Source organism: Streptomyces sp. NPDC046866, from assembly GCF_040704625.1.
Lineage (GTDB): Bacteria > Actinomycetota > Actinomycetes > Streptomycetales > Streptomycetaceae > Streptomyces.
This window is the reverse complement of record NZ_JBEYXN010000010.1, coordinates 35,164-57,269: the sequence shown is the minus strand read 5'-3', so window position 1 is coordinate 57,269 and position 22,106 is coordinate 35,164. Positions and strand designations below refer to the sequence as shown.

16 protein-coding genes are annotated in these 22,106 nt (G+C 75.2%); 5 read left to right on the top strand and 11 right to left on the bottom strand.

The genetic code is table 11. From position 1 onward, the window contains the following. Window positions 1-32: 32 nt before the first annotated feature. The 4 genes from AB0953_RS17140 to AB0953_RS17125 all read right to left on the bottom strand — a co-directional run bounded on the left by AB0953_RS17140 (window position 33) and on the right by AB0953_RS17125 (window position 2,464). Window positions 33-464 carry a roadblock/LC7 domain-containing protein gene (locus tag AB0953_RS17140; protein ID WP_366860284.1) on the bottom strand — a complete coding sequence of 144 codons (432 nt, stop codon included), beginning with the start codon at window positions 462-464 and terminating at the stop codon, window positions 33-35. Between the two features lie 89 nt (window positions 465-553). Further along, window positions 554-1,327 carry a transcriptional regulator gene (locus AB0953_RS17135; protein ID WP_366860283.1) on the bottom strand — a complete coding sequence of 258 codons (774 nt, stop codon included), beginning with the start codon at window positions 1,325-1,327 and terminating at the stop codon, window positions 554-556. Further along, the gene (locus tag AB0953_RS17130) at window positions 1,324-1,728 is read right to left on the bottom strand and encodes a hypothetical protein (protein WP_366860282.1); all 405 of its coding nucleotides are present in this window, start codon (window positions 1,726-1,728) and stop codon (window positions 1,324-1,326) included. Before AB0953_RS17130 ends, AB0953_RS17135 begins: the two co-directional genes overlap by 4 nt. Window positions 1,729-1,900: 172 nt before the next feature. Continuing rightward, on the bottom strand, window positions 1,901-2,464 hold the full coding sequence (locus AB0953_RS17125; protein ID WP_366860281.1) for a TetR family transcriptional regulator: 564 nt from the start codon (window positions 2,462-2,464) through the stop codon (window positions 1,901-1,903). Between the two features lie 147 nt (window positions 2,465-2,611). On the opposite strand from AB0953_RS17125, the gene AB0953_RS17120 reads away from it, so the two are divergent. Next, the gene (locus AB0953_RS17120) at window positions 2,612-3,859 is read left to right on the top strand and encodes a helix-turn-helix domain-containing protein (RefSeq protein ID WP_366860280.1); all 1,248 of its coding nucleotides are present in this window, start codon (window positions 2,612-2,614) and stop codon (window positions 3,857-3,859) included. Window positions 3,860-3,880: 21 nt separating this feature from the next. On the opposite strand, the gene AB0953_RS17115 is transcribed toward AB0953_RS17120, so the two are convergent. From AB0953_RS17115 to AB0953_RS17100, 4 genes are all read right to left on the bottom strand, one after another. After that, window positions 3,881-5,824, bottom strand: a complete 1,944-nt coding sequence (locus AB0953_RS17115) for an APC family permease (RefSeq protein ID WP_366860279.1) — start codon at window positions 5,822-5,824, stop codon at window positions 3,881-3,883. A 10-nt stretch (window positions 5,825-5,834) separates the two neighbouring features. Continuing rightward, complete coding sequence (locus AB0953_RS17110; protein WP_366860278.1) at window positions 5,835-7,364, bottom strand: helix-turn-helix domain-containing protein; 1,530 nt, start codon at window positions 7,362-7,364, stop codon at window positions 5,835-5,837. 314 nt (window positions 7,365-7,678) lie between these two features. Continuing rightward, window positions 7,679-8,134, bottom strand: coding sequence for a (2Fe-2S)-binding protein (locus AB0953_RS17105; RefSeq protein ID WP_366860277.1), 456 nt, complete (start codon window positions 8,132-8,134; stop codon window positions 7,679-7,681). A 21-nt stretch (window positions 8,135-8,155) separates the two neighbouring features. Further along, a complete protein-coding gene (locus AB0953_RS17100) occupies window positions 8,156-10,402 on the bottom strand; it encodes a molybdopterin cofactor-binding domain-containing protein (RefSeq protein ID WP_366860276.1) in 2,247 nt (748 codons plus the stop codon). A gap of 316 nt (window positions 10,403-10,718) precedes the next feature. Between AB0953_RS17100 and AB0953_RS17095 the strand changes: the two genes are divergently transcribed. After that, window positions 10,719-10,967: an SCO4226 family nickel-binding protein gene (locus AB0953_RS17095; protein ID WP_366860275.1), complete on the top strand. Its 249-nt coding sequence runs from the start codon at window positions 10,719-10,721 to the stop codon at window positions 10,965-10,967. Between the two features lie 206 nt (window positions 10,968-11,173). Continuing rightward, window positions 11,174-12,610 carry a SpoIIE family protein phosphatase gene (locus AB0953_RS17090; protein WP_366860274.1) on the top strand — a complete coding sequence of 479 codons (1,437 nt, stop codon included), beginning with the start codon at window positions 11,174-11,176 and terminating at the stop codon, window positions 12,608-12,610. A gap of 100 nt (window positions 12,611-12,710) precedes the next feature. On the opposite strand, the gene AB0953_RS17085 is transcribed toward AB0953_RS17090, so the two are convergent. Further along, on the bottom strand, window positions 12,711-14,192 hold the full coding sequence (locus tag AB0953_RS17085) for a hypothetical protein (protein ID WP_366860273.1): 1,482 nt from the start codon (window positions 14,190-14,192) through the stop codon (window positions 12,711-12,713). A gap of 227 nt (window positions 14,193-14,419) precedes the next feature. On the opposite strand from AB0953_RS17085, the gene AB0953_RS17080 reads away from it, so the two are divergent. Then, window positions 14,420-15,544, top strand: a complete 1,125-nt coding sequence (locus AB0953_RS17080) for an aminoglycoside phosphotransferase family protein (protein WP_366860272.1) — start codon at window positions 14,420-14,422, stop codon at window positions 15,542-15,544. 197 nt (window positions 15,545-15,741) lie between these two features. After that, the gene (kstD, locus tag AB0953_RS17075) at window positions 15,742-17,547 is read left to right on the top strand and encodes a 3-oxosteroid 1-dehydrogenase (protein WP_366860271.1); all 1,806 of its coding nucleotides are present in this window, start codon (window positions 15,742-15,744) and stop codon (window positions 17,545-17,547) included. Window positions 17,548-17,610: 63 nt separating this feature from the next. Here kstD and AB0953_RS17070 read toward each other — a convergent pair whose 3' ends face one another. After that, window positions 17,611-18,111, bottom strand: coding sequence for a hypothetical protein (locus tag AB0953_RS17070; protein ID WP_366860270.1), 501 nt, complete (start codon window positions 18,109-18,111; stop codon window positions 17,611-17,613). A 1,202-nt stretch (window positions 18,112-19,313) separates the two neighbouring features. Then, window positions 19,314-22,016, bottom strand: coding sequence for an AAA family ATPase (locus tag AB0953_RS17065; protein WP_366860269.1), 2,703 nt, complete (start codon window positions 22,014-22,016; stop codon window positions 19,314-19,316). Window positions 22,017-22,106: the final 90 nt, after the last annotated feature.

The window sequence follows — 22,106 nt, the reverse complement described above, 5'->3', positions numbered from 1 at the left end:
GTGGTGTCCGTGGGGTGCTGTCGTATGCGGGCTCAGACCTGCGGGACGGTGGTCCCGGGGCCGCGGCGCCCGAGGGTGTGGTCGATCAGTTCGGCTATGCGCAGGCTGGAGCGGCGGGCCTCCAGGTGGAGCCGGCCCACGTTGACCCGGGGTTCCGCTATCAGCGTCAGGACGGCGGCTTCGCCCGCCGCGTAGGTGGCCACGTAGCCGTGCTCGCCCCGGACGAGCAGTTCGCGGAACCCGCCCTGGCCGGTGCTGTCGCTCAGCCGCTGCGCCACTCCGAGGGCGGCCGCGGTGAGGGCCGCGACGGCCTCGACCTCCGTGGCGGCGCTGTCCTGGGCCAGCACCAGGCCGTCGGAGCTGCCGGCCAGCGCGCCGCTGAGCTGGGGGACGCGGGCCCGCAGCCGGCGGAGCTCGGCGAGTATCTCGGCCTCGGCCTCGGGGGGCACCATCGCCGTGCTCATGTCGGCTTTTCTCCTTTCGGGCTGCCTCCGCTCGGCGCGGTCGGCGCGCTCGGTGCGCTCGGAGCGCAGTGCCGGTCGCAGCGGGAGCCTCACAGGCTTGCCTCCAGTGCGTCGCGTAACCGGCGGAGCAGCGCCACGTCCGGGGATTGGGTCTCGGTCATCCAGTCGGGCAGGGGGGTGACGGCGTGCGCCGGGACGGGCACGTGCGGGGTTTCGACCAGTCCGGCCGCGGCGAGGCGCCGGACGTCGAGCAGGGTGTGGAAGGCGGGCCGCCCCAGGAGCCAGGCCAGGTCGGCGGGGGTGCGTACGCCGTCGGCGTGGGCCAGCAGCATCCGCTGGCGGGCCGTGACGGTCTGGCCGGGGGCGGCGGCCCGGGGGACCACGGGGGCCGTGTCCAGCTGCGGATAGGGCCAGACGGCGTCCAGCAGCTCCCGGCGGCGGGCGGTCTCGCGTTCGACGGCGGCCGCCGGGACGGAGCGCACGGAGCCGATCCAGTGGGTGGCGCCGCGGCGGAAGCGGGAGGGACCGCTGCCCGGGGAGAGGGCGAAGAAGGCGGCGTCGAAGATGGCGGCGAGGTGGCAGATCTCCAGCTCGCCCCCGGCCAGGCCGCCGCTGTCCACGAGGAAGCGGGCGACCTGGCGGCGGGCCCCGGCCCGGTCCACGGCCTCGCGCCAGCGTTCGGGCGTGAGGCCGCCGCCGGTGGTGAGGAGGACGTCGAGGCCGGGGGTGGCCGGGCTCTCGGCGTGCACGATGCGGCCGTCCTCGAGGAAGAGGGTGCCGCGGTCGCGCAGCAGGGCGCCGGTGGCCCGCTCGGCGGCGAGCCGGGTGAGCAGGGGGGAGACGGCGGTGGCGGCGGTGTTCATCTCAGGACCAGCCCCTCGGCGAGGGCGCGGAGTCGGTGGCGGGCGAGGGCGAGGTTGCCGTCGGTGCGGTCGAGCCAGAGGTGGAGGAAGACGCTGCTGTCGAAGCTGGTCTCGACGAAGCGCAGGACGTGGTAGCCGCTGCGGGTGGTGACGATCACGTCTTCCACCGGCTGGCCGCCGGGATCGTCGGGCGGGACCTCCGCGGCCGGCTGGGCGAAGGACTCGTACTCGGCGGCTGCCCGGGCGAGCTCCGCCGTCTCGGCGGCGGTGGTCTCGTGGTCCCCCACGGGAGACTCCCCGGCGGTGCCGAGGGCCAGTCCGCTGCTCCAGTCGACCAGCGCGGCCCCGCGCGCCCCGGGCAGGGCCATGGCTTCGAGCAGGCATTCGTCGATCCCGGGCACGCGGGCTCCCCTCCCGGCCAGACGTGCGAGGTGCACGGTCTACGGCGCGACAGGAGGGAACCTACTCAAGTTCCGCAGCCCGGAAGGGCCTTCTGGCATTTTCCGCGGGAACATGCACAGAACAGCACGGCTCGGTGGCCGGAACCCGTCGCCTTTTGATCACGAATGTTGATCACGGTCGCCGGGAGTGCGGGAGCAGGCGTTCGACCATGGTGTCGATGAGGTGTTCGGTCGGATAGGCGTCCAGCATCGCCGGGGCGGTCAGGTCGTCCACGATCAGGCCGAGCATCGCCAGGTACAGCAGGACCACGCCCTGCCGGTCTCCGGGCAGGCCCGCCTCCAGGTGCCAGGCGATGTTCGCCTCCAGCTCCTCGCGCTGGAACTCGGCCAGCTCTGACTGGAGTTCCGGGCGCCGGATCCCCTCCAGCCGCAGCTCCAGCATCGCGATGTGCACGCTGCGTTCGCGCCGCATCCGCTCCAGGAGCCGGGCCAGCAGCTCCTTGGTGTCCAGGTCGCCGGAGAGGTCCGCGGGGTCGGGGGTCAGCCGCTCGCGGGTGCGGTGCAGGATCTGCACGAGCAGCTGCGCCCGGTTGGCGAAGTAGTTCGAGGCGGTGCCGGTCGGCACGCCGGCCTCCGCGTCCACCGCGCGCAGCGTCAGGCCCCGTGACCCCTCGCGCGCCAGCACGTCGATGGCGGCGTCGAGCAGCGCGGCGCGGCGCTCCGGGTTCTGGCGCATACGGGGGTTCCTGACGGTGCGGGGGTTTGCGGGTGGGAGGAGTGCACGGCGCGCGGGCACTCCGCTTGCAGTGATTCGGACACGCTAGCGGACGCGGCACGTCCGGGACCTCCCCACCGGTCCCCCTTCCGTGTCACCCTGCCCCTCATGGAGCGGATCATCGAGGAGATACGAGAGGACCTGTCCCGCCGCATCGCCGTGACGGCGGACCGGCTCGCCGACCGGACGCTGGCCGAGGACCCCGCGTACGCCGCCCTGCTCGGCCGGGGCGAGCTGCGCGAGCGGATCCACCGCAACCTCGGCCAGTCGGTCGAGGGGCTGCTGCGCAGTGCGCGCGGGCTGCCGGTGGAGCTCGCCGACGCCCGGGCCACCGGCACCCTCCGCGCCGAGCAGGGGCTGCCGCTCGCCTCGCTGCTGCGCACCTACCGCCGCGGCGGGCGGCTGCTGTGGCACACCCTCACGGAGGCCGTGACCGCGCACGATCCGGCGCGGCTGCCCCGGCTGCTGCCGCTGGCGGCCGTCCTGTGGGACGTGCTGGACCAGCAGACGGACGCGGTGGCGGAGGCGTACCGCCGCACGGAGGCGGCGCGCTGCGACCGCGACCGGGAGCGGCGGGCGGCCCTGCTGGACAGGCTGCTGGACGGGGGCGGGTCGACCGACGGCCCGGCCGTGTCCGAGGCGGCGGCCCGGCTGGGGCTGCCGGAGCGCGGCCGGTTCGCGGTCGTGGTGCTCGGTTCGGGCAGCGCCTGCGGGCGGGGCGGGGAGCCGTCCGGAGCCGGCCCGCGCGTGCTGTGGCGGATCCGTGCGGACGGCGAGACCGGGCTGGTGGAGCTGGGCCGCGCCCCGCTGGAGTCCGTACGCGGCCTGCTGGCCCCGCTCGGTGTGCGGGCCGGGGTCAGCCCGGTCGTGGAGAGCCCGGGCGATCTGGCGCGGGCGCGGTGGCTGGCGGCCCTCGCGCTGCGGACGGCTCCGACGCCGGGCGGCGGCCCGTACACGGCCCTGCTGGACGAGCGGCTGCCGATGGCGCTGGTGGCGGCGCAGGCCGAACTCGCGGGCCGGCTGCGGCAGGTGGTGCTCGGCCCGGTGCTGGCGCTGCCCGCCGAGGACGGCCGGGTGCTGCTGACCACGCTGGGCACGTGGCTGACCTGCCGGGGCTCGACGACCCAGGCCGCGCAGCGGCTGTACTGCCACCGCAACACCGTGTCGAACCGGCTGCGGCGGCTGGAGCAGCTCACCGGCCGCTCGCTGTCCGACCCGGCGCAGGTGGTGGAGCTGGCGCTGGCCCACGCGGCGGTGCTGCAGCACACCGGGGGCGAGGCGGAGCGCGGCCCGGAGGCCGCCGTCCCGCGTCGGGGGGCGCTCGGCCGCCGGTCCGGGGTGCCGAGGGAGCCGTAGCCGCCCGGCCGCACCGGATCCTCAGGGCAGGCGCTGCCGCTGCGGGGCGGCGGACCGGGCCGACTCCAGCAGGTAGGGCACGTCGATCACCGCGACGCCCGGGGTGAACAGCAGCCGGGCCTTCAGGCGCAGGGCGATCTGGTTGTGCAGGGGCTGCTCCCACCAGCGCCCCACGATGTACTCGGGAATGACCACGGAGAGCACGTCGGTGCCCTCGGCGGCGGCCAGTTCCTGGATGTGGGCGAGCACCGGCCCGACCACCTCGCGGTACGGCGAGTGGATGATCTTCAGCGGTACGCCGGGGTCGTGCTCCGCCCAGGCCCCGCGCAGCCGGCGGGCGTCCTCCTCGTCGGCGGCGACGGTGACGGCCGTGAGCGTGTCGGAGTGGAGCGCCTGCGCGTAGCCGAGGGCCTTCAGCGTCGGCGCCTGGACGGCGGAGACCAGGACCAGGACGTGGTGGCGGGAGGGTTTGCGGGGCCTGAGGCCGGCGGGGACGGCGACCTGGGCCGCGACCCTGTCGTAGTGCCGGCGGACCCCCTTCATGCCGAGGAAGAGCAGCGGCATGGCGATGACGACGAGCCAGGCGCCGTGCGTGAACTTGGTGACCAGGACGATGACCAGCACCAGGGCGGTGAGCGTCGCGCCGACGGCGTTGATGGCGAGCCGGCGGTGGATGTGGATCCGCTCCCGGCGCGGGGTCGCGGGCGAGGCCAGCTCGCGCCGCCAGTGCCGGACCATGCCCGACTGGGAGAGGGTGAAGGAGACGAAGACGCCGATGATGTAGAGCTGGATGAGGCGGGTCAGCTCGGCGTCGAAGGCGACGATAAGGGCGATGGCCGCGAGGGCGAGCAGGACGATGCCGTTGGAGTAGACGAGCCGGTCGCCGCGGTTGAAGAGCTGGCGCGGCGCGTAGCGGTCCTTGGCCAGGATCGAGGCGAGCATCGGGAAGCCGTTGAAGGCGGTGTTGGCGGCGAGCACGAGGACGCCCGCGGTGGCCGCCTGGAGCAGGTAGAACAGGACGTGCCAGTCCCCGAAGGTGGCGCGGCCGATCTGCGCGAGGGCCGTGGACATCGGGGTGCCGGGGGCGAGCCCCAGTTCGGTGGGGTCGGCGGCGACGTGCACCTGGTACACCATCGCGAGGACGGTGATGCCGAAGAACATCGTGACGGACAGGGCGCCCATCGCGGCGAGGGTGGTGGCGGCGTTGCGGCTCTTGGGCTTGCGGAAGGCGGGCACGCCGTTGCTGATCGCCTCGACGCCGGTGAGGGCGGTGCAGCCGGAGGCGAACGCGCGCATGGCGAGGAGGACCAGGCCCAGGCCGGCGAAGGTGCCGGTGGCCGTGAGCGGCAGGTCGGCGGACTCGGCGCGGAGGGTGGAGCCGGTGGCGAGGCGGACCGCCGCGACGGTGAACATGAGGTAGATGACGGCGGCGAAGCCGTAGGTGGGCACGGCGAAGACCCGGCCGGACTCGCGGACGCCGCGCAGGTTCATCAGCATCAGCAGCACCACGAAGGACACCGAGAGGGCGACCCGGTGGTCGCCGAGCGCGGGGATCGCGGAGGTGATGGCGGCCACGCCCGAGACCACGGAGACGGCGACGGTCAGCACGTAGTCGACCAGCAGGGCACTGGCGGCGGTCAGTGCGGCGGTCTGCCCGAGGTTCTCGGAGCTGACGACGTACGCCCCGCCGCCGCCCGGATACGCGTAGCAGGTCTGCCGGTACGAGGCGACCACCACGATCAGCAGGAAGACGATCGCGGCGGCCGCGTACCAGGCGAGGTGGAGCAGCGCGGTCCCGCCGAGGGCGAGGATGAGCAGGATCTCCTCGGTGGCGTAGGCGACGGAGGAGAGCGGGTCGCTGCAGAAGATCGGCAGCGCGAGCCGCTTGGGCAGCAGGGTCTCCCCCAGCCGTGCGGTGTCGAGCGGCTCGCCCACCAGGACGCGCTTCACATTGATACGCCTCATTCAGGCATGATCATTCACTTTTCGCCCGATCTGGCGCTTCTGGAGCTGTGTCCCCGGCGGAACCGGCGAGCTCCTCCGACCGGTGGGCCAGCCACAGGTCGTGGCGGGCGCTCGGCGACTGCAGCAGCGAGCGCCGGAGCAGGGCCTCGATCCGGATCAGCCGCTTGCGGGCGCCCGGGACCGAGATGCCGAGGGCCGCGGCCGCCGGGGCCAGCTGGGCGTCGTGGCGGAGCCAGGCCCGCACGGTCTGCGCGGCCCCCGGCGGGGCGTCGGGGCCGGTCAGCGGCTCCAGGTGGGCGCGCGCCCAGGCCGCCAGGTCGGGGTGGCGCAGCACACCGTCGAGCCCGGCCCGCAGACCGGCGGCGGTCCCGGTCCCGGTCTCGGTCTCGGCCGCAGTCCCGGTCGTGGCCGCGGGGTCGGCGGCGGCTCCTGCCGCCGGTCCGGCCGCGGCCGCGCGGACGGCGCCGCCCGGGGTCAGGCGCAGGGCCAGCGACAGGGCGGCCTGGTCGGGCAGCCGGGCCAGGTCCGCGCCGAGCACCGACTCGATCAGGCGCAGCCGGGTCGCCAGGGTGTTGCGGTGGATCTTCAGCAGCCGGGTCGCGTGCGAGGAGAAGTTCAGCCAGGCGTGGGCGGTGGCCCGCAGCTCTTGCGCGCCCGGGTCCTGGGGCCGCCGGGGCCGGTACGCGTGCAGCGGCGCGAGCACCGTCTCGGCCCAGCCGGCCCCCGCGGCGTGCGCGGCCAGCTCCGGTTCGGGTCCGGGGCCGAAGCGGGCGTGCCGCTCGCGGCGGCCGCGGGCCACGGCCAGGGCGTGGAAGGCCTGGGTGTAGGCGGCCGGGGCCTCCCGCAGCCGCAGCTCTCCGCTCACCCCGGCCACGCAGTCCCGCACCGCCGCCGTCAGCGCCTCGGCCAGCGGGTCGTGGGCGGCCGAGGTGGCCGCCAGGTCGGCGGGGACGAGGGCGATGAGGTGGCGTACGTAGACCGGGCAGCGCACCACCCAGGCCCGCCCGCCGGTCAGTTCCTCGCACAGCCGGGTCACCGCCGTGCGCTCCCCGGCCCGGCACTCGACGACGTACATCCGCATCGGCTCGGGCAGCGAGGGGCTCAGCGCCTCGGCGATCTGGTGGGCCGTGGAGAGCCGGCCGTTCATCAGCAGGTGCAGGACGGCCTCGCGGGCCCGGGACTCGGCGAGTTCGGCCCGCTCCTCGCGCCGCTCGGCCTCCTCCGCGCGCAGGGCGAGGGCGAGGGCCGCCGCAGCGTCCGCGAGCAGCGCGGGCGCGGCGGGGTCGTGCGGCACGTCCAGTACGGCGGCCAGGGCGCGGTGGTCGTCCAGCGCGAACAGCAGCGCCGCCGAGCCCTCGCCGTGCAGGACGGCCGAGCGGACCCCGCGGGCGGCCAGCTCGGCCGCGCCCCGTACGGCGAGTTCCGGGCCGGCCGGGCCGTCGAGCGGGACCACGCCCGTCCAGCCGCCGAGGCGGCCGCCCAGCCACTGGAGCAGGGCGGCGGAGCCGCCGGAGTGGGCGAGCCGGTGCACCTTGAGCACGTCCTCGGCCCGGGAGCGGGAGCGCTCGCCTGCCGGGGCCGGCGCGGGCGCAGCGGCGGGGTCGGGAGCGGGGTCGCCACCGGGCGCCGTGGCGGGAGGCTTCGGAATCTGGGGGTCCCTTCGGTCCGGGTCGCGCCGCCGCATTCAACCACCCGCGTCCCGCTGTGCGCAGTGATACCCGTCTCGCCCCGTCACTGTGCAGGCCGGACCCTGCGAACCGGCCACCGCCCGCCTAGGTTTGGCCATGAGCGGTAGGCCCCGGGAACGACGGGGGAGTCGCCGGGGCCACCTCGCTCACATCCGGGCCACCTCGCTCACATCCGGGCCGCCGCGCTGCGGATGGCCTCCCGGATGCGGAAGTAGGTGCCGCAGCGGCAGATGTTGGCGATGGCGTCGATGTCCTCGTCGGTGGGCGAGGGCGTCCGCTTGAGCAGGGCCACGGCCGCCATGATCTGGCCGGGCTGGCAGAAACCGCACTGGGAGACGTCCTGTTCCAGCCAGGCCTCCTGCACGGGGTGCAGCTCGTCCCCGTCGGCGAGCCCCTCGATGGTGGTCACCGACCTTCCCGCGCAGGCGGAGACCGGCACCACGCACGGGCGGATGTCCTGGCCGTCGAGATGGCTCGTGCAGGCCTTGCAGACGTCCACGCCGCAGCCGTACTTGGGACCGCGGACGCCCAGCATGTCGCGGAGCACCCACAGCAGGGGCAGGTCGTCGGGGGCGTCGACGGTGACGCTCCGCCCGTTGACGGTGAAGGTGTGCGAGGGCACGGCGGGGCTCCTGAACTGCCGCTAGCGCGGGTAGGGGGTGAAGTCGACGTCGAAGTCGAGGGGGAAGCTGCGCGGCTTGTTCCCGGTGGCCCGGGCCCAGGCGTTGGCGATGGCGCCGACGGCGGCCGGCACGCCGAGCTCGCCCGCGCCGCCGGGCTCCTCCCCGGAGGCGGGCAGGACGAAGACCCGCACGTCCCGCGGGGTGTCGCGCTGCCGGGCCCAGTGGAACTGGCTGTAGCTGCCCTCCAGCGGCAGGCCCCGGTCCAGGTGCAGCCCTGCCTTCAGCGTGGTCGAGATGGCGTCGGTGAGGCCGCCGATCATCTGGGCCTCCAGGCCGCGCGGGTTGACGGGCAGGCCCACGTCGACGGCGATGACCGCCTTGGTGACGCGGACGTGCTCCGGGTCGCGGGCGTCGATCTCGACCAGGCACGCGGTGCGGGACTTGTACTCCTCGTGGAAGGCGATGCCCTGCGCGCAGCCCGCCGGCATCGGCCGGCCCCACTCCCCTTCCGCCGCCGCCTTGTCGAGCACGGCGCGCTGGGCGTCGTCCTTCAGGAACGTGCGCCGGAACCGGTACGGGTCCTTGCCGGTCCGGGCCGCGAGCTCGTCGACGACGATCTCCTCGGCGCCGCGGGTGTTGGCGGAGTACACCGAGCGCCAGGAGCCGGTCGGGATGCCGGTGGGGACCTCGGTGAGCCCGTGGGTGGTGAGCCCGAAGTGGTAGGGGGTCTTCACGGTGGTGTGGAACAGGGTCTGCGCCAGGGTGGCGTTGCCGATGCCGGCGGGCAGGTGCGCGGCGGTGGCGGTGACGATCTCGCCGAGCCCGTGCCGGAAGTCGGTCTCGGCGGCGGCCACCCGGTGCTCGAAGCTCAGTACCTCGCCGAGGGCGTACGTGGCGCGGATCCGGTGGTGGGTGGCGGGCCGCATCCGGCCGTGCCGTGTGTCGTCGACGCGGGTCCACATCAGCCGGACGGGGCGGCGGCAGGCCTTCGAGACGCGGGCGGCCTCGAGGGCGGCGTCGAAGAAGAGGCGCCGCCCGAAGGAGCCTCCGGCCTGGACCACGTGCACGGTGACCTTGTCGACGGGCAGGCCGAGCTCGGCGGCGATGGTCTGGCGGGCCACGATGGGGGACTTCAGCCCGGACCAGATCTCGGCCCGGTCCTCGCGGACGTCGGCGACCGCGGAGTTGGTCTCCATCGGGGCGTGGCTGACGAAGGCGAAGTCGAACTCGGCGTCGACGTACGGGGTGAGCAGCGGCGGCAGCAGCGGCGCCGGGGCGGCCGCGCGCAGCCGGTCCCGGACCTCCCGGTCGGACAGCCCGTCGGCGGGTCCGGGGCCCCAGGCGACCTGGAGCGCGGCCTTGGCGTCGAGTGCCTGGCCGAAGGTCTCGGCGACGACCGCGACGCCGGTCGGGACGGTGACCACGTGCAGCACGCCCGGCATGGCGCGGACGGCGGCGAGGTTGGCCACGGAGCGGACGGTGCCGCCTAGGGTGGGCGGGCGGCGCACCACGCACGGCTTGGCGCCGGGCACGTCGAGGTCGAGGGTGTAGCGCTGGGCACCGGTGACCATGGCGCGGGCGTCGATCCGGCCGGTGGGCCGGCCGACCAGGGTGTGCCGCCCGGCGCTCTTGGGGGCCGCGCCGAGGACGGTCAGGGTGGGTTCGGCCGCGGCCGCGGCGAGGCTGCCGTAGCCGGCGGTGCGCCCGTCGGGGGCGTGTACGGCGCCGTTGGCGGTCGTCAGGGTCGAGGCGGGCAGGTCCCAGCGGCGCGCGGCGGCCGCGACGAGGCGGGCGCGGGCGGTGGCGGCGGTCTGGCGGACCGGCCCGTACAGCGAGCGGATGGCGTTGGAGCTGCCGGTGAGCTGGTTGAACAGCAGCTCGGGCCGGGCGTCGTCGAGCTCGACGCGTACGGAGGCGAGCGGCGCGTCGAGCTCCTCCGCGACGAGCATGGCCACGGCGGTGGTCAGGCCTTGGCCGACTTCCTCGCGCGGCAGCCGGAAGCGGATGCTCCCGTCCGTCTCGACGGTGAGCACCAGCAGGGTGGCGGTGGGGGCGCCGGCCAGGATGAACAGGTCGCCGAGGTCGACGAGGTCCGCGGGGGCGGGCAGGGAGGGCACGACGGCGTGGGCGGCCTGCGGGGCGAGGGCGTCGGCGCCGGCCCGGGTGACGAGCGCGAGGGTGGGCGCCGCCACGAGGTGGGTGAGGAAGGAGCGGCGGCTGCGCCCGTCCGCCCGGCTGCGCCCCTCCGCGCGGTCCCGCCCGGTCATGTCATGTGCCTCCGCCCTGCGCGCAGCCCCTGCACGGCCGCTCCCGGCTCGTTACCGACACGTAGGGTAGCGACCGCCCGTACGGCTGGGAAGCGGAACGGCATCCCTGAGCGCGGTACGCCCGGGAGGGGGTCCTTCGTTCGGGGGTACCCGCGGGGAAACGTCCGCCGATGTCCCGTACGAGTCCGGTGACCCGAACGGGCCCGGAGCTCGCTCGGATGAGCGATCCGCACCGCCCGGAAGGCCGGTTTCCGGCCACGGGCGGACGATGGAAGCACGACCCGTCCGACCGGAGCACACGAGGAGGTGTTCGGCGGTGACGAAGTTCATGGATGTCCACCACGGCATGAAGGGCATCACCGAGGAGCAGCTGATGGCCGCCCACAAGGCGGACCTGGCCATCGAGGGCGAGGAGAAGGTGCACTTCGAGCGGGCATGGGCCGACCCGGCGTCCGGCACGGTCTACTGCCTGTCCGAGGCCCCCTCGGCGGAGGCGGTCATGCGGATCCACGAGCGGGCGGGCCACCCCGCCAACGAGATCCACCCGGTACCCCTGATGGTGTGAGGGGCAGGGGCTCCTCGCAGGCCCCGGCGGGGCTGACCGGAATCGTTCGCACAGTCAGGAGGGCATCCGGCAGGCCCTAGGCATATGCCCGAAGCAAGGACGTTACGGATGTTGCCAAACGCCTTACAGGCCGTCGCTCCCTGTGCAACAGTCGTCATCGGTCCTTCCTTCAGACTTGGCCGTGCCGCGCCTGTATCGGAGTTCTCATGCCGCCCCACCTGTTCGCGGACCGTCCCGCGCAGCCGCCCGAGCCGGGGTCGGTGGACGCACTGATCTCGCAGACCCGGCGGTTGCGCGGCGGCGTGGACGCGGTGCGCCGGGACACCGTCGTCGACGACGACGACGCCCAGGGCCGCTGGCAGCGCGCGCTCTGCGACCTCGCCGTGCACCACCTCGACGACCTGCGCGAGCACCTGGGCCAGCTCAAGGAGGGCCTGCCCCCCGCGCCCGTACTCGACGAGCTCCCGGAAGCGGAGCCGCAGGCCGCCGCGGAAGCCGAGGCCGAGGCCCAGCAGACCCGCGTCGGCAGCGCCGAGTGGAACCTGCTGACCGACGAGGTCAGCTGGTCCGAGGAGCTCTACCAGATCTTCGGCCGCTCCCCCGAGGCGGGCCCCCTGCCCCTGGACGAGCTCGGCTCCACCCTGTTCTCCGAGGACCAGCCGCTGCTCACCGCGATGGTGACGGCCTGTCTGGTCGACGGCAAGCCGATAGACGGCGAGTTCCGCATCGTCCGGGCCGACGGCCGCGTCCGCACCCTGCACATGCGGGGCGAGCCGGTCCTCGACCCCGACGGCTGCACCGCCTCCATGTGGGCCGTGCTCCGGGACGTGAGCGAGCTGCGCCGCAGCCAGCGCGCCGTGCGCGAGTCCCGCGACTCGCTCCAGCGGCGGCGGGAGATCGCACAGACCGAGCACCGGCTGGCGGTCGAGCTCCAGGAGGCCGTGCTGCCCCCGTGGCGCGGCTCCCTGCGGTTCCCGCACGACACCACCGGCGCCCTCGACGTGGCCGCGCACTACCTGCCCTCCGCGACCAGTGCCCTGATCGGCGGCGACTGGTACGACGCGCTCGAACTGTCCGACGGCCGCTCGATGCTGACCGTCGGAGACCTCACCGGCCACGGCGTCACCGCCACCTCCGGCATGGCGATGATCCTCGGCGCGCTGCGCGGCATGGCCATGGCCGGCATCGAACCGGGCCCGCTGATGGGCTGGCTCAACCAGCTGCTGGAGGCCTCCGTGCAGCCCGCTCTCGGATCGGCGGTCTGCTGCCGGTACGACCCCGAGCGCCGGCTGCTGTCCTGGGCGCAGGCGGGCCACCCGGCCCCGCTTCTCTTCCGCGGCGGCAGCGGCCGCGCCCTGGTCCCCCCGGAGGGCGTGCTGTTGGGCGCGACCTCCGGGGCGGCGTACGGCCAGGCCGAGGAGCGGCTGGAGGCGGGCGACGTCCTCGTCCTGCACACGGACGGGCTGAGCCCGCGCCGCGCCGATTTCAGCCGGCCCGACGGCACCGAGCGGCTGCTGGCGCTGGCCCCGCAGCTGACGGCGGCCCGGTCGGCCCAGGAGTGCCTGCGGAGGGTCGTCGAGGAGTTCGGCGAGGGCAGGCGCGAGGACGACGCCTGCGTCCTGGTGGCCCGCATCGGCGGCTGAACCGCCCGGCCCTCACGCCACAAAGGGTTCGAGGCCGCGCCGACCGGCGCGGCCTCGCTCTCGTGTGCCCCGTTTCGCCCGCACGGTTCCCCCGCACGCCCTAGACGGTCTGCTGCACCGGGCTGTCGGGGAGGGCGAGCTTGATCTCCGCCCGCAGGTCCTCGATGCGCGCGTAGCCCGCGTACTGGCCGGTGAGCCGGTACATCTCCCGCAACCGGTGCCACGTCCGGTGCGAGGAGGTCTCGTTCATGGAGACCAGGGCCAGACGGGCGTAGCGGTCGGCCTGCTCCGGGTCGTCGGCGATGAAGCACGCCGAGGCCATGGAGATGTAGTCGAAGATCTGCGAGCGCTGGTAGCCGTTGCCCCGCAGCCGCAGCGCCTCCCGGGCGTGCCGCTGGGCGATCGGGGCGGCGGAGGGGTCGTGGTCGGCGAGGGTACGGAAGGCCAGCGCCTGCATGCCGTGCAGGTCCGCCTCGTCGAAGTGCTGCATCCACGAGGGCGGGGGCACGTCCCCCTTGTCGGAGACGAACAGCTCCTCGGCCTCGCCGAGGGTGCGGCGCATGGCCTGCCCCTTGCCCATGGCGGCCTGCGCCCAGGCCTCGATGGTGTGCAGCATGGCACGGGTGCGCGGCAGGGTCTGCTCCCCGGATCCGGACTGGGCCAGCTTCATCAGGTCCAGGGCCTCGCCCGGCCGGCCCAGGTGGACCATCTGGCGTGCGGCCCGGGAGAGCGCCTCCCCGGCGCGCGGCCGGTCGCCGCCCTCGCGGGCCGCGTGCGCGGCGATGACGAAGTACTTCTGCGCGGTGGGTTCCAGACCGACGTCGTGGGACATCCAGCCCGCCAGCACGGCCAGGTTGGCGGCCACGCCCCACAGCCGCCGCTGGAGGTGGTCGGGGTGGTGGTAGGCCAGCATGCCGCCGACCTCGTTGAGCTGGCCGACCACGGCCTTGCGTTGCAGTCCGCCGCCTCTGGAGGCGTCCCAGGCCCGGAACACCTCCACCGAGCGCTCCAGCGCCTCGATCTCCTGGGAGCCGATGGGGGCGGCTTCGTAGCGGTCGTAGCCCGCCGGATCGGCCTGGAAGGAGTCGCCGAAGCGCCGCGCGTCCCCGGCGGAGCCTGCGTCGGTGTGGAGCCAGTCGTGCATGGCGTGGGTGAGGGCGGAGCCGGCGGTGAGCGCCATTCCCGCGCCCATCAGACCGCGACGGTTGAGCATGAGGTCCATTCCCGTGAATTCGGTGAGGACCGCGGCTGTGCGTTCGGGCGCCCAGGGCATTCCGTCGGGGTTGTCCTTCGCCCCGTCCGGCTGCCGTTTGGTGGTGCGCCGCTGCCGTACGAACCCGAGGTCCTCGATGGTCACGACACGACCGAGCCGCTCGGTGAACAGGGCTGCCAGTACGGTGGGAACCGGTTCGCGGGGGCTCTCCCCCATGTCGATCCAGCGCCGTACCCGCGAGGTGTCGGTGGCCAGTTGGTGGTGGCCCATGGCCGCCGCCTGCCGGTTGACCATCCTCGCCAGCTCACCCTTCGACCAGCCGGCGAGGCCGAACAGGTCGTTGAGTCGGGTGTTTGGTCCTTTGCTCACGTCAAGCCCCCAGGTTCTCGGCTGACTTGACAGTAGCCCGCCGTCAGATGCCCAGCGACTATTCGCCAGGCTTCGCCAGGCCTCGCAAGATGGTCCGCCACCCACGGCCGGGTGTCAGGTAGGAATGCGCCTCCCCGACCCGGTCACCGGCGGAACTCCCCAGGGTGAAGTACGGGATCGTCGGGGCGGCGTATGAACTCGTCGGCGCACGAAGGGAACAGCAAGCCATGTACGCAGCAACGTCCTCCGTGTCCGCCCCGGTCCGCCCGCACCGCACCCTCCCGGCGGGCGGCGGCCCCTACCTCGACCCCGGCCGGCCCGCGGCAGCGGTGCAGGGCGCCGTGCGGGCGCGCCGGATGCCGGGTGCCGGGGCGCAGCCGCTCAGCGGAAGAATCGACCTGTCCGGGCCGCAGGGGGCGCAGCTGCGCACCGCGCTCGCCTCGGTGCAGCGGATCTGCCCGGAGTTCGCGCCGGTGCAGGTGCTGCGCCGCAGCGGACGGTCGGTCCTCCTGGTCGGGACGACGGGGCGGATGACCGCCGTCGCCAAGGTTTTACTGGACCACTCGCCGGAATGGCGTGAGCGGTACCGGCACGAAATAGCGGCGTACCGGGCGTTCGTCCGTCACCGCCCGCCGGTCCGGGTGCCGCGGCTGATCGCCGCGGACCCCGAGAACTGCACGCTGGTGGTCGAACGGATGGCGGGCCGGGTCGCGGCTTTGCAGCGCCACCCCGTGGAGGCCCCGCCGCGGGCCGACGTACGGGCGGCGCTGGGCGCGGTGTGCCGGGTGAACCAGTGGCGGCCGCCGACGGACCTGTTCGAGGATCCGCTGAACTACGCGCAGCGGATCGCGCGGTACCACGAGTTGGGGCTGCTGACCGACCGGGACCTGGGTGACCTGCAGAAGCTGCTGCACGGGCTGAAGCTGGCCGGCGTACAGCGGCAGTTCAACCACGGTGACGCGCTCCTGTCGAACCTGCTGCTGTCCCCCGCGGGGCCGGTGCTGCTCGACTGGGAGCACGCGGGCTGGTACCTGCCCGGCTACGACCTGGCCACGCTGTGGACGGTGCTGGGCGACGCCCCGGCCGCGCGGAGCCAGATCAGCCGGCTCGCCCAGGCGGCCGGTCCGGCGGCGCGGGACGCCTTCCTCGTCAACCTGATGCTGGTGCTGACCCGGGAGATCCGGATGTCCGAGACGGCGGTGCAGCGGTCCATGGCCGCGGCCGCCCCGACCCAGCCCCTTCCGGTGGGCGCCCTCTCCTCGGGCGAGGAGCAGCGGCTGCTGCTGCGCCGCCTGCACGACGACTGCGGCATGGCCCGCAGGGCGGTCCGCGCGGCGGTCGGAACCCGCTGAGCCGGCAGCTCCCGCCGCACGCCACGAAAATCCCGTGTACGCACTCCGTGTGCGTACCACGGGATTTCGTGCGTTTGGGGCCGGGGGCCGGGTCCGGGGCGGTCGCTGCGCGTGCCTTGACTTCACATGATCCTCCGAAGACCTTCTTGTGACGCGGCATCAGGAAGCCGCCCTCCCCTTTCCGCTGGAGCCCGCCCATGACCGCGCGCCACGCCTCCGACGCCGCCCCCGCCCCGGGTCCCGCGGCCCTCCCCTCCCGCCGCACCGTCCTCGCCGGGGCCGGTGCCGGGGTGCTCGCCGCCGGCGCCGGCGTGCTGCCGTCCGCGGCGGCGCGGGCGGCCGAGGGGGCTCCGCTCGGGGAGTACGACGTCGTCGTGGCCGGGTCGGGGGCCGCGGGGATGACCGCTGCGCTCACGGCCGCCCGGCGCGGGCTGAGCGTCCTGGTGGTCGAGAAGGCCGCGACCTTCGGCGGGTCGGCAGCACGCTCGGGGGCCGGGATCTGGCTGCCGAACAATGCGGTGATCCTGCGGGCGGGCGTGCCCGACACCCCGCAGAAGGCGGCGGCGTACCTGGCGGCGGTCGTCGGACCCGAGGTGCCCGCGGACCGGCAGGCGGCGTTCCTGGCCAACGGCCCCCGGATGCTGGACTTCGTGATGGCCAACAGCCCGCTGCGCTTCCGGTACATGGACGGGTACAGCGACTACTACCCGAACCTGCCCGGCGGGCTCCCGAACGGCCGCTCGATCGAACCCGACCAGCTCGACGGCAACCTCCTCGGCCCCGAGCTCGCGCGGCTCAACCCGGCGTACATGGCCGTGCCGGCCGGGATGGTGGTGTTCAGCCAGGACTACAAGTGGCTCACGCTGGCTGCGGTCAGCGCCAAGGGCCTGGCGGTCTCCACCGAGTGCCTGGCGCGCGGGACGAGGGCGGCGCTGTGCGGGGAGAAGCCGCTGACCATGGGCCAGGCACTGGCGGCCGGACTGCGGGTGGGCCTGATGCGGGCCGGGGTGCCGGTGTGGCTCAACAGCCCGCTGGTGGACCTGGTGCAGGAGGGCGGGGCCGTGACCGGCGTGGTCGTGGAGAAGGAGGGCGTACGGGGCGTCGTACGCGCCCGCAGGGGCGTGGTCGTCGGCTCGGGCGGGTTCGAGCACAACGCGCAGATGCGGGCCCAGTACCAGCAGCAGCCGATCGGCACGCAGTGGTCGGTGGGCGCCAAGGAGAACACGGGGGACGGGATCCGGGCCGGGCAGCGGGCCGGGGCGGCGCTGGCGCTGATGGAGGACGCCTGGTGGGGCCCCTCGATCCCGCTGCCGGGGGAACCGTACTTCTGCCTCGCCGAACGCACCCTGCCGGGCGGGCTGATCGTGAACGGGGCCGGGGCCCGCTTCGTCAACGAGGCGGCGCCCTACAGCGACGTGGTCCACGTGATGTACGAGCGGGACCGCGGCGCGCCCGGCTCGCACGTCCCCGCCTGGCTGATCGTGGATCAGAACTACCGCAGCAAGTACTTGTTCAAGGACGTGCTGCCGACGATCGTGTTCCCGGACGCCTGGTACGAGGCGGGTGCGGCGAAGAAGGCGTGGACGTGGGACGCACTGGCCGGGCAGATCGGGGTGCCGGCGGCGGCGCTGCGGGCGACGCTGAGCCGGTTCAACGCGCAGGCGCTCGCCGGATCCGACCCCGACTTCCACCGGGGGGACACCGCGTACGACCACTACTACACCGATCCGGGCGTGCTGCCGAACTCGTGTCTGGCGCCGGTGTGGGCGCCGCCGTTCTACGCGTTCCGGATCGTGCCGGGCGATCTCGGCACGAAGGGCGGGATCGTCACGGACGCGCGGGCCCGTGCGCTGCGCCCGGACGGCTCGGTGATCCGGGGGCTGTGGGCGGCGGGCAACGCGAGTGCGGCGGTGATGGGGCGCAGCTACGCGGGGGCGGGGTCGACGATCGGCCCCGCGATGACGTTCGGGTACGTGGCGGCGAACGACATCGCGGACTCCTGAGCCGTCCCGCCCGCCGCGGCGGGTCCGGCGCGGGCACCGGCGCTGCCGGGCGCGCCGGCGGGGCTATCCCTGCTGGAAGAGCTCGGCGGGGAGCGGCTTCAGCAGGGCGTACAGGTCGTCGGTGATGGGCCGGTCCCAGCTCGCGATGGTGACCAGGACGTTGTCGCTGCGGTCGAACTGGACGCAGCTGATCCGGCTCTCGGAGAGCTTGACCTTGCGGACGATGAGGAGGTTGTCGCCCTGCATCACGGGGCAGTCCTCGACGCCGGTGACCTCGATGTCCTCGTCGTTCTCGAGGGCGTCGAGGAGCTGGGCCACCTCGAAGGGGACCTGGCCCTCGTCGAGGTCCCGGGCCGGGGAGCCCTCGGGGAGGTTGCCGATGATCATTGCCGGGCCGCGTCCGCCGAACAGGTCGTAGCGGAGGAAGACGCCCTGGCAGCTGCCGTCGGGCGCGGGGAGCAGCCCGGCACCGAGATTGCCCGGCCAGTCCCCCGGGTCCATGGCCAGGACGTCGAAGTCCGGGCCGGCGGGTGTGGCGGCGCGGTTGCGGCGGAGGAAGGACATGCGGCCATGGTACGTGGCCGGGCGGGATTTCCGGGCCCGGGGGCCCACCCCGCGCCGGAGCACGGGCCGGCTGCCCGTGCCCGCGGCCGCGGCGGGCCGGACCGGCGGGACCGGGGTGAACCAGTGGTCCTGCCCGCGGGTGTCGCCGGTGATCCGCAGACCGGTGACGGGGATCCGCGGCCGGAGAAAAAGCAGCAGGTCGCAGGCGGTGCCGGCGGCCCCGACGGCGCCGGTCCGGTGGCGTCGGGCCCGGGCGGGACGCGGTCACCGCGGAAGGTGACCGTCCAGGAGCCGGGGCGGTCGGGTGCGGGTGAAGCGGTGGCCCTCGCCGACTCCCGCGGGAGCGGGGGCCGCAGTACGCCGGAAGGGGCATGACCTCCGACGCTGCGGGACCGCGGCGGGGACGGGGCTTGCCGGGCCGGTCGCGCGCTCGGCGTCCCGGCGGCGGACCGCCGGTTGGGGGGCCGCGTGCGCAGCCGGAGCCGACGGTGGGCCGGGCGGGGTCGAGGGACCGGGTCCGCACCGGTGCGTCCGGTACCAGCCCGCGCAAGCGTGCCTCCGGGGTGCGGGCGCCCTCGGCGCACCGGTCGGCGAGCTCCTTCGGGGCGCCGCCGGGCCTCCCGTACGGCAGCATCCTGGGGGTCGCGTGGACGGCGGGTCGGTGCGGTCGGGGGGCCGGTGAGGCGGTCGCGCAGGATGCGGCCGACGAAGCGGTGCACCGGGCCGAGGCGGGGCACCAGGTCGGCGGCCGACCGGCCGGGGCGGCTCGGCACCAGGGGCACGGGGCGGTCGGCCGCGTCGGCGAAGGCCCGGCGGATCGCCTTCTCGAAGGCCGGGGTCCCGGTGCGGAAGTGGGCGAGCCGCTCGTGGTGGCCCATGACAGGACCCTCCCGTACGTCCGGCTTGCCGGCCGGCCGATCACATCGCGCCGCGGGCGCACGCCGCGGGCGCGTCGGCGGGCCCGCGGCGGTCCGGACCGGTCCGGCGGGCGCACCGCGGCGGTCCCCGGCGGTCCGGTCCGGGCGGTGCCTGCCGGTCCGCGCGGTGGGTGCCGGTCCGGCGGGGCGTGACGGGCGTGCGGGCCGGGCCGGTCCGCGCGGTGCGTGCCGGGTGTGCGGGCGCCGGGTGGGAGCTGGGCGGCGCTGGCCGCCGGGTCGTCGCGGGCGGCGGGGTCCGCCGCGTGCGGCTCCCCGGCCGGGCCGTCACGCCAGGGCTGCCGGCCGGCCCGCCGCGTCGCGGGGTGCCGGGCCGTCGAGCGCGGCCAGGGCGCGCTCGGTCTCCCGTACCAGGCCGTCGGCGCCGCATTCCCGGGCCGTGGCGGCGGCCCGGGCCAGGAGCTGCGGGTCGCCGCGCTCGGTGCCGAGCGCGGCCAGGGCGAGTGCCAGCTCGTACCCGGCCGGGGAGGCCGACAGCAGGGCCACCGCCTCCGTCAGCAGGGCCGGCCGGTCCTGCGGCACCGCCACCAGCGCGGCGATCCGCAGGGCCTGCCCCACGGCGGACGGCGCCCCGAAGGCGCGGGCGCGGCGCACGGCGTCGTCGGCCAGGGCGCGGGCCCCGGCGGGGTCCTCCCCGTGCACCGCCTGCGCGAGGAGCAGCTCCCAGGGGCACCAGGAGGGGTTCTTGATGCCGCGCGGGCTCAGCCGGCGGCCGACGGCCTCCAGTTCGGCGGCGGCCTCCTTCGGCCGGCCCTTGGCGAGGAGGAGTTCGGCGTACACGGTCTGGCAGTCGGGGAAGACCACGGCGGCCGGGAAGGGCCGGTCATAGGCGTGGTCCTGCGCCAGCTCCCAGGCCTCGTCGGTGCGGCCGCGGGCGAGCAGGGTGGTGAGGAGGATGGCGACGGCGTACCAGTGCACGGGGGTGCGGCGGCCGACGCGTTCGGCGAGGCGCAGGCCGGAGCGGGCGAGCTCCTCGGCGCCCGCGAGCCGGCCGCGCCGGTAGCGGATGTAGGCGCGCAGGCTGTACGCGAAGGAGAGGTGGGCGCCGCGCCAGCCCTGCCGTTCGAACTCGGCGGTGCCCGCTTCGAACAGCTCCTCGGCGCGGTCCGGCCGGTCGGCGTACATGTGGACGAGGGCGGCGAGGACGGGGACCTCGAAGCCGCGGTCCTCGTGCGCCCAGCTGAAGCCGTCGCCGAGGGCCCGGTCGGCGTGGTGCAGGGCCGTCTCGACGGGCTCGCCGCGCAGGCAGGCGTCCCAGGCGCGCAGGCCGATGATGTACCGCTCGGTGAGGTCGCGGCCGGTGAGCCGGTCGGCGAGGCGGGCCAGGCGGCGGGAACGGGCCGGGGAGTCCGTTTCGGCGGCGTCGAAGGCGTCCCACATGAACTGCTCGGACTGCAGGCGCAGTCGGGCGCGGACGTCGGCGGTGGCGGCGATCTCCCTGGCGAGGGTGCGGGAGGCCTCTGCGAGGCGGTCGCTGTGGGCGAGGACCTGGGCGAGGCGGATGACGATGCCCTGGCGCAGGGCCGGGTCGTCGACGGGCTCGGCGAGGGCGGCGCGCAGGTGGTTGACGGTGTGGGCGGGCTCGGTGAGCAGGGAGGCGCAGCCCAGCTCGTACAGGACGGCGGCCCGCTCGTCGAAGGCGGGCGGCTCGGTCAGGGCGCGGGCGAGCTGGCGGCGGGCGGCGTCGGGGGCGCCGGCCCGCAGGTTCTCGGCGGCGGCCTCGCGCAGGATCCGCACGACCCAGGGGTCGTGGTCGGGGTGGGTCTCCAGCAGGTGGCGGGCGGCCGCGCCGGCGCCGAGCCCGGCGTCGACGACGGCCGCTGCGGCCTGGCCGTGCAGGGCGGTGCGCAGGGCGTCGGGGATGGCCCGGTAGAGGGCGGTGGCGATGAGCGGGTGGACGAACTCCAGTCCGGCGTCGGGGTCCTCGGTCGCGGCGGCCAGGATGCGGGCCTCGCGCAGCCGGCCGGTGGCGGCCGCGGCCTCCTCGGCGCCGAGCCCGGCGACGCGGGCGGCGAGCTCGCGGGGGATGGCGGTGCCGAGGACGGCGCAGGCCCAGGCGAAGCGGACGGTGGAGGGGCCCAGGCGCTCCAGGCGGGCGACGAGGCCGCTGCCGCGCTGGGCGGCGGCGAGGTCGCGCAGCTGCGGAGCGCCGGCCGCGGTGGGGGCCAGGCCCTTCTCGCGGATTTTGGCGGTGAGTTCGACGGCCTCGAAGGGGTTGCCGGCGGTGACGGCCCAGACCTCGCGGCAGAAGGCGTCGTCGGCGTGGGCGCCGACCGTGTCGCGGACAAGGCCGGCCACGGCCTCGGCGGTGAGCGGGGCGAGGGCGAGCGGGCGGTGTCCGGCCCGGCCCGGCAGCGTACGGAAGGCGTCGGCGTGGGCGGGCAGTTCGTCGGGCCGGTAGGCGACGGCGAGGAGCAGCGGGAGGTGTTCGGCGCGCGGGGCGAAGGCGGCGAGCCAGGAGAGGGACTCGGGGTCGGCCCAGTGGGCGTCGTCGAGGACGAGGACGACGGGGGCCCGCTGGACGGCGAGGTGGGTCAGGACCCAGTCGAGGCCGTCGCACAGGCCCTGGGGGTCGGGCGGGGCGCCCTGTTCGGCGGCGCACAGGCCGAGGGCGGGGCCGACGATGGCGTACCAGCTGCCGAGGGTGTCCTTCAGTTCGGCCTCGGTGAGGCCGGCGAGCTGGGGCTGGATCAGCTGGCGGGCGACGTGGAAGGGCTGGAGCCGCTCCTGTTCGCCGCCGCGGGCGGACAGGAGGGTGTACGAGCGGGCGAGGGCGCGGCGGCGGACCTCTGCGAGGAGGGTGGTCTTGCCGAGTCCGGCGGGGCCGGAGAAAGCGAGCAGGCCACCGCCCGTGCCGGGGCGGCCGCCGGGGCCGGGTCCGGAGAGCCGGTCCAGGGCCTCGTCGGCGGTGGCGAGTTCCGTCTCGCGTTCGAACATGGTGCGCCGTCCGCTGGTCCGGCGGTCCGTCATGGTGGGTACCCCTCAGGCCGGTTCGGGGGATTCAGCGTACGCCCGCGTACGCGCGGGTGGAGGCGTGGTGGCCGGGAAAGATCGGATTCT

What these genes read in the sequence shown, in the direction of transcription:
- AB0953_RS17140 (WP_366860284.1), bottom strand. Translation starts at nt 464, where the DNA reads ATGAGCACGGCGATGGTGCCCCCCGAGGCCGAGGCCGAGATACTCGCC.
- AB0953_RS17135 (WP_366860283.1), bottom strand. Translation starts at nt 1,327, where the DNA reads ATGAACACCGCCGCCACCGCCGTCTCCCCCCTGCTCACCCGGCTCGCC.
- AB0953_RS17125 (WP_366860281.1), bottom strand. Translation starts at nt 2,464, where the DNA reads ATGCGCCAGAACCCGGAGCGCCGCGCCGCGCTGCTCGACGCCGCCATC.
- AB0953_RS17120 (WP_366860280.1), top strand. Translation starts at nt 2,612, where the DNA reads ATGGAGCGGATCATCGAGGAGATACGAGAGGACCTGTCCCGCCGCATC.
- AB0953_RS17115 (WP_366860279.1), bottom strand. Translation starts at nt 5,824, where the DNA reads ATGAGGCGTATCAATGTGAAGCGCGTCCTGGTGGGCGAGCCGCTCGAC.
- AB0953_RS17100 (WP_366860276.1), bottom strand. Translation starts at nt 10,402, where the DNA reads ATGACCGGGCGGGACCGCGCGGAGGGGCGCAGCCGGGCGGACGGGCGC.
- AB0953_RS17090 (WP_366860274.1), top strand. Translation starts at nt 11,174, where the DNA reads ATGCCGCCCCACCTGTTCGCGGACCGTCCCGCGCAGCCGCCCGAGCCG.
- AB0953_RS17080 (WP_366860272.1), top strand. Translation starts at nt 14,420, where the DNA reads ATGTACGCAGCAACGTCCTCCGTGTCCGCCCCGGTCCGCCCGCACCGC.
- kstD (WP_366860271.1), top strand. Translation starts at nt 15,742, where the DNA reads ATGACCGCGCGCCACGCCTCCGACGCCGCCCCCGCCCCGGGTCCCGCG.
- AB0953_RS17070 (WP_366860270.1), bottom strand. Translation starts at nt 18,111, where the DNA reads ATGTCCTTCCTCCGCCGCAACCGCGCCGCCACACCCGCCGGCCCGGAC.
- AB0953_RS17065 (WP_366860269.1), bottom strand. Translation starts at nt 22,016, where the DNA reads ATGACGGACCGCCGGACCAGCGGACGGCGCACCATGTTCGAACGCGAG.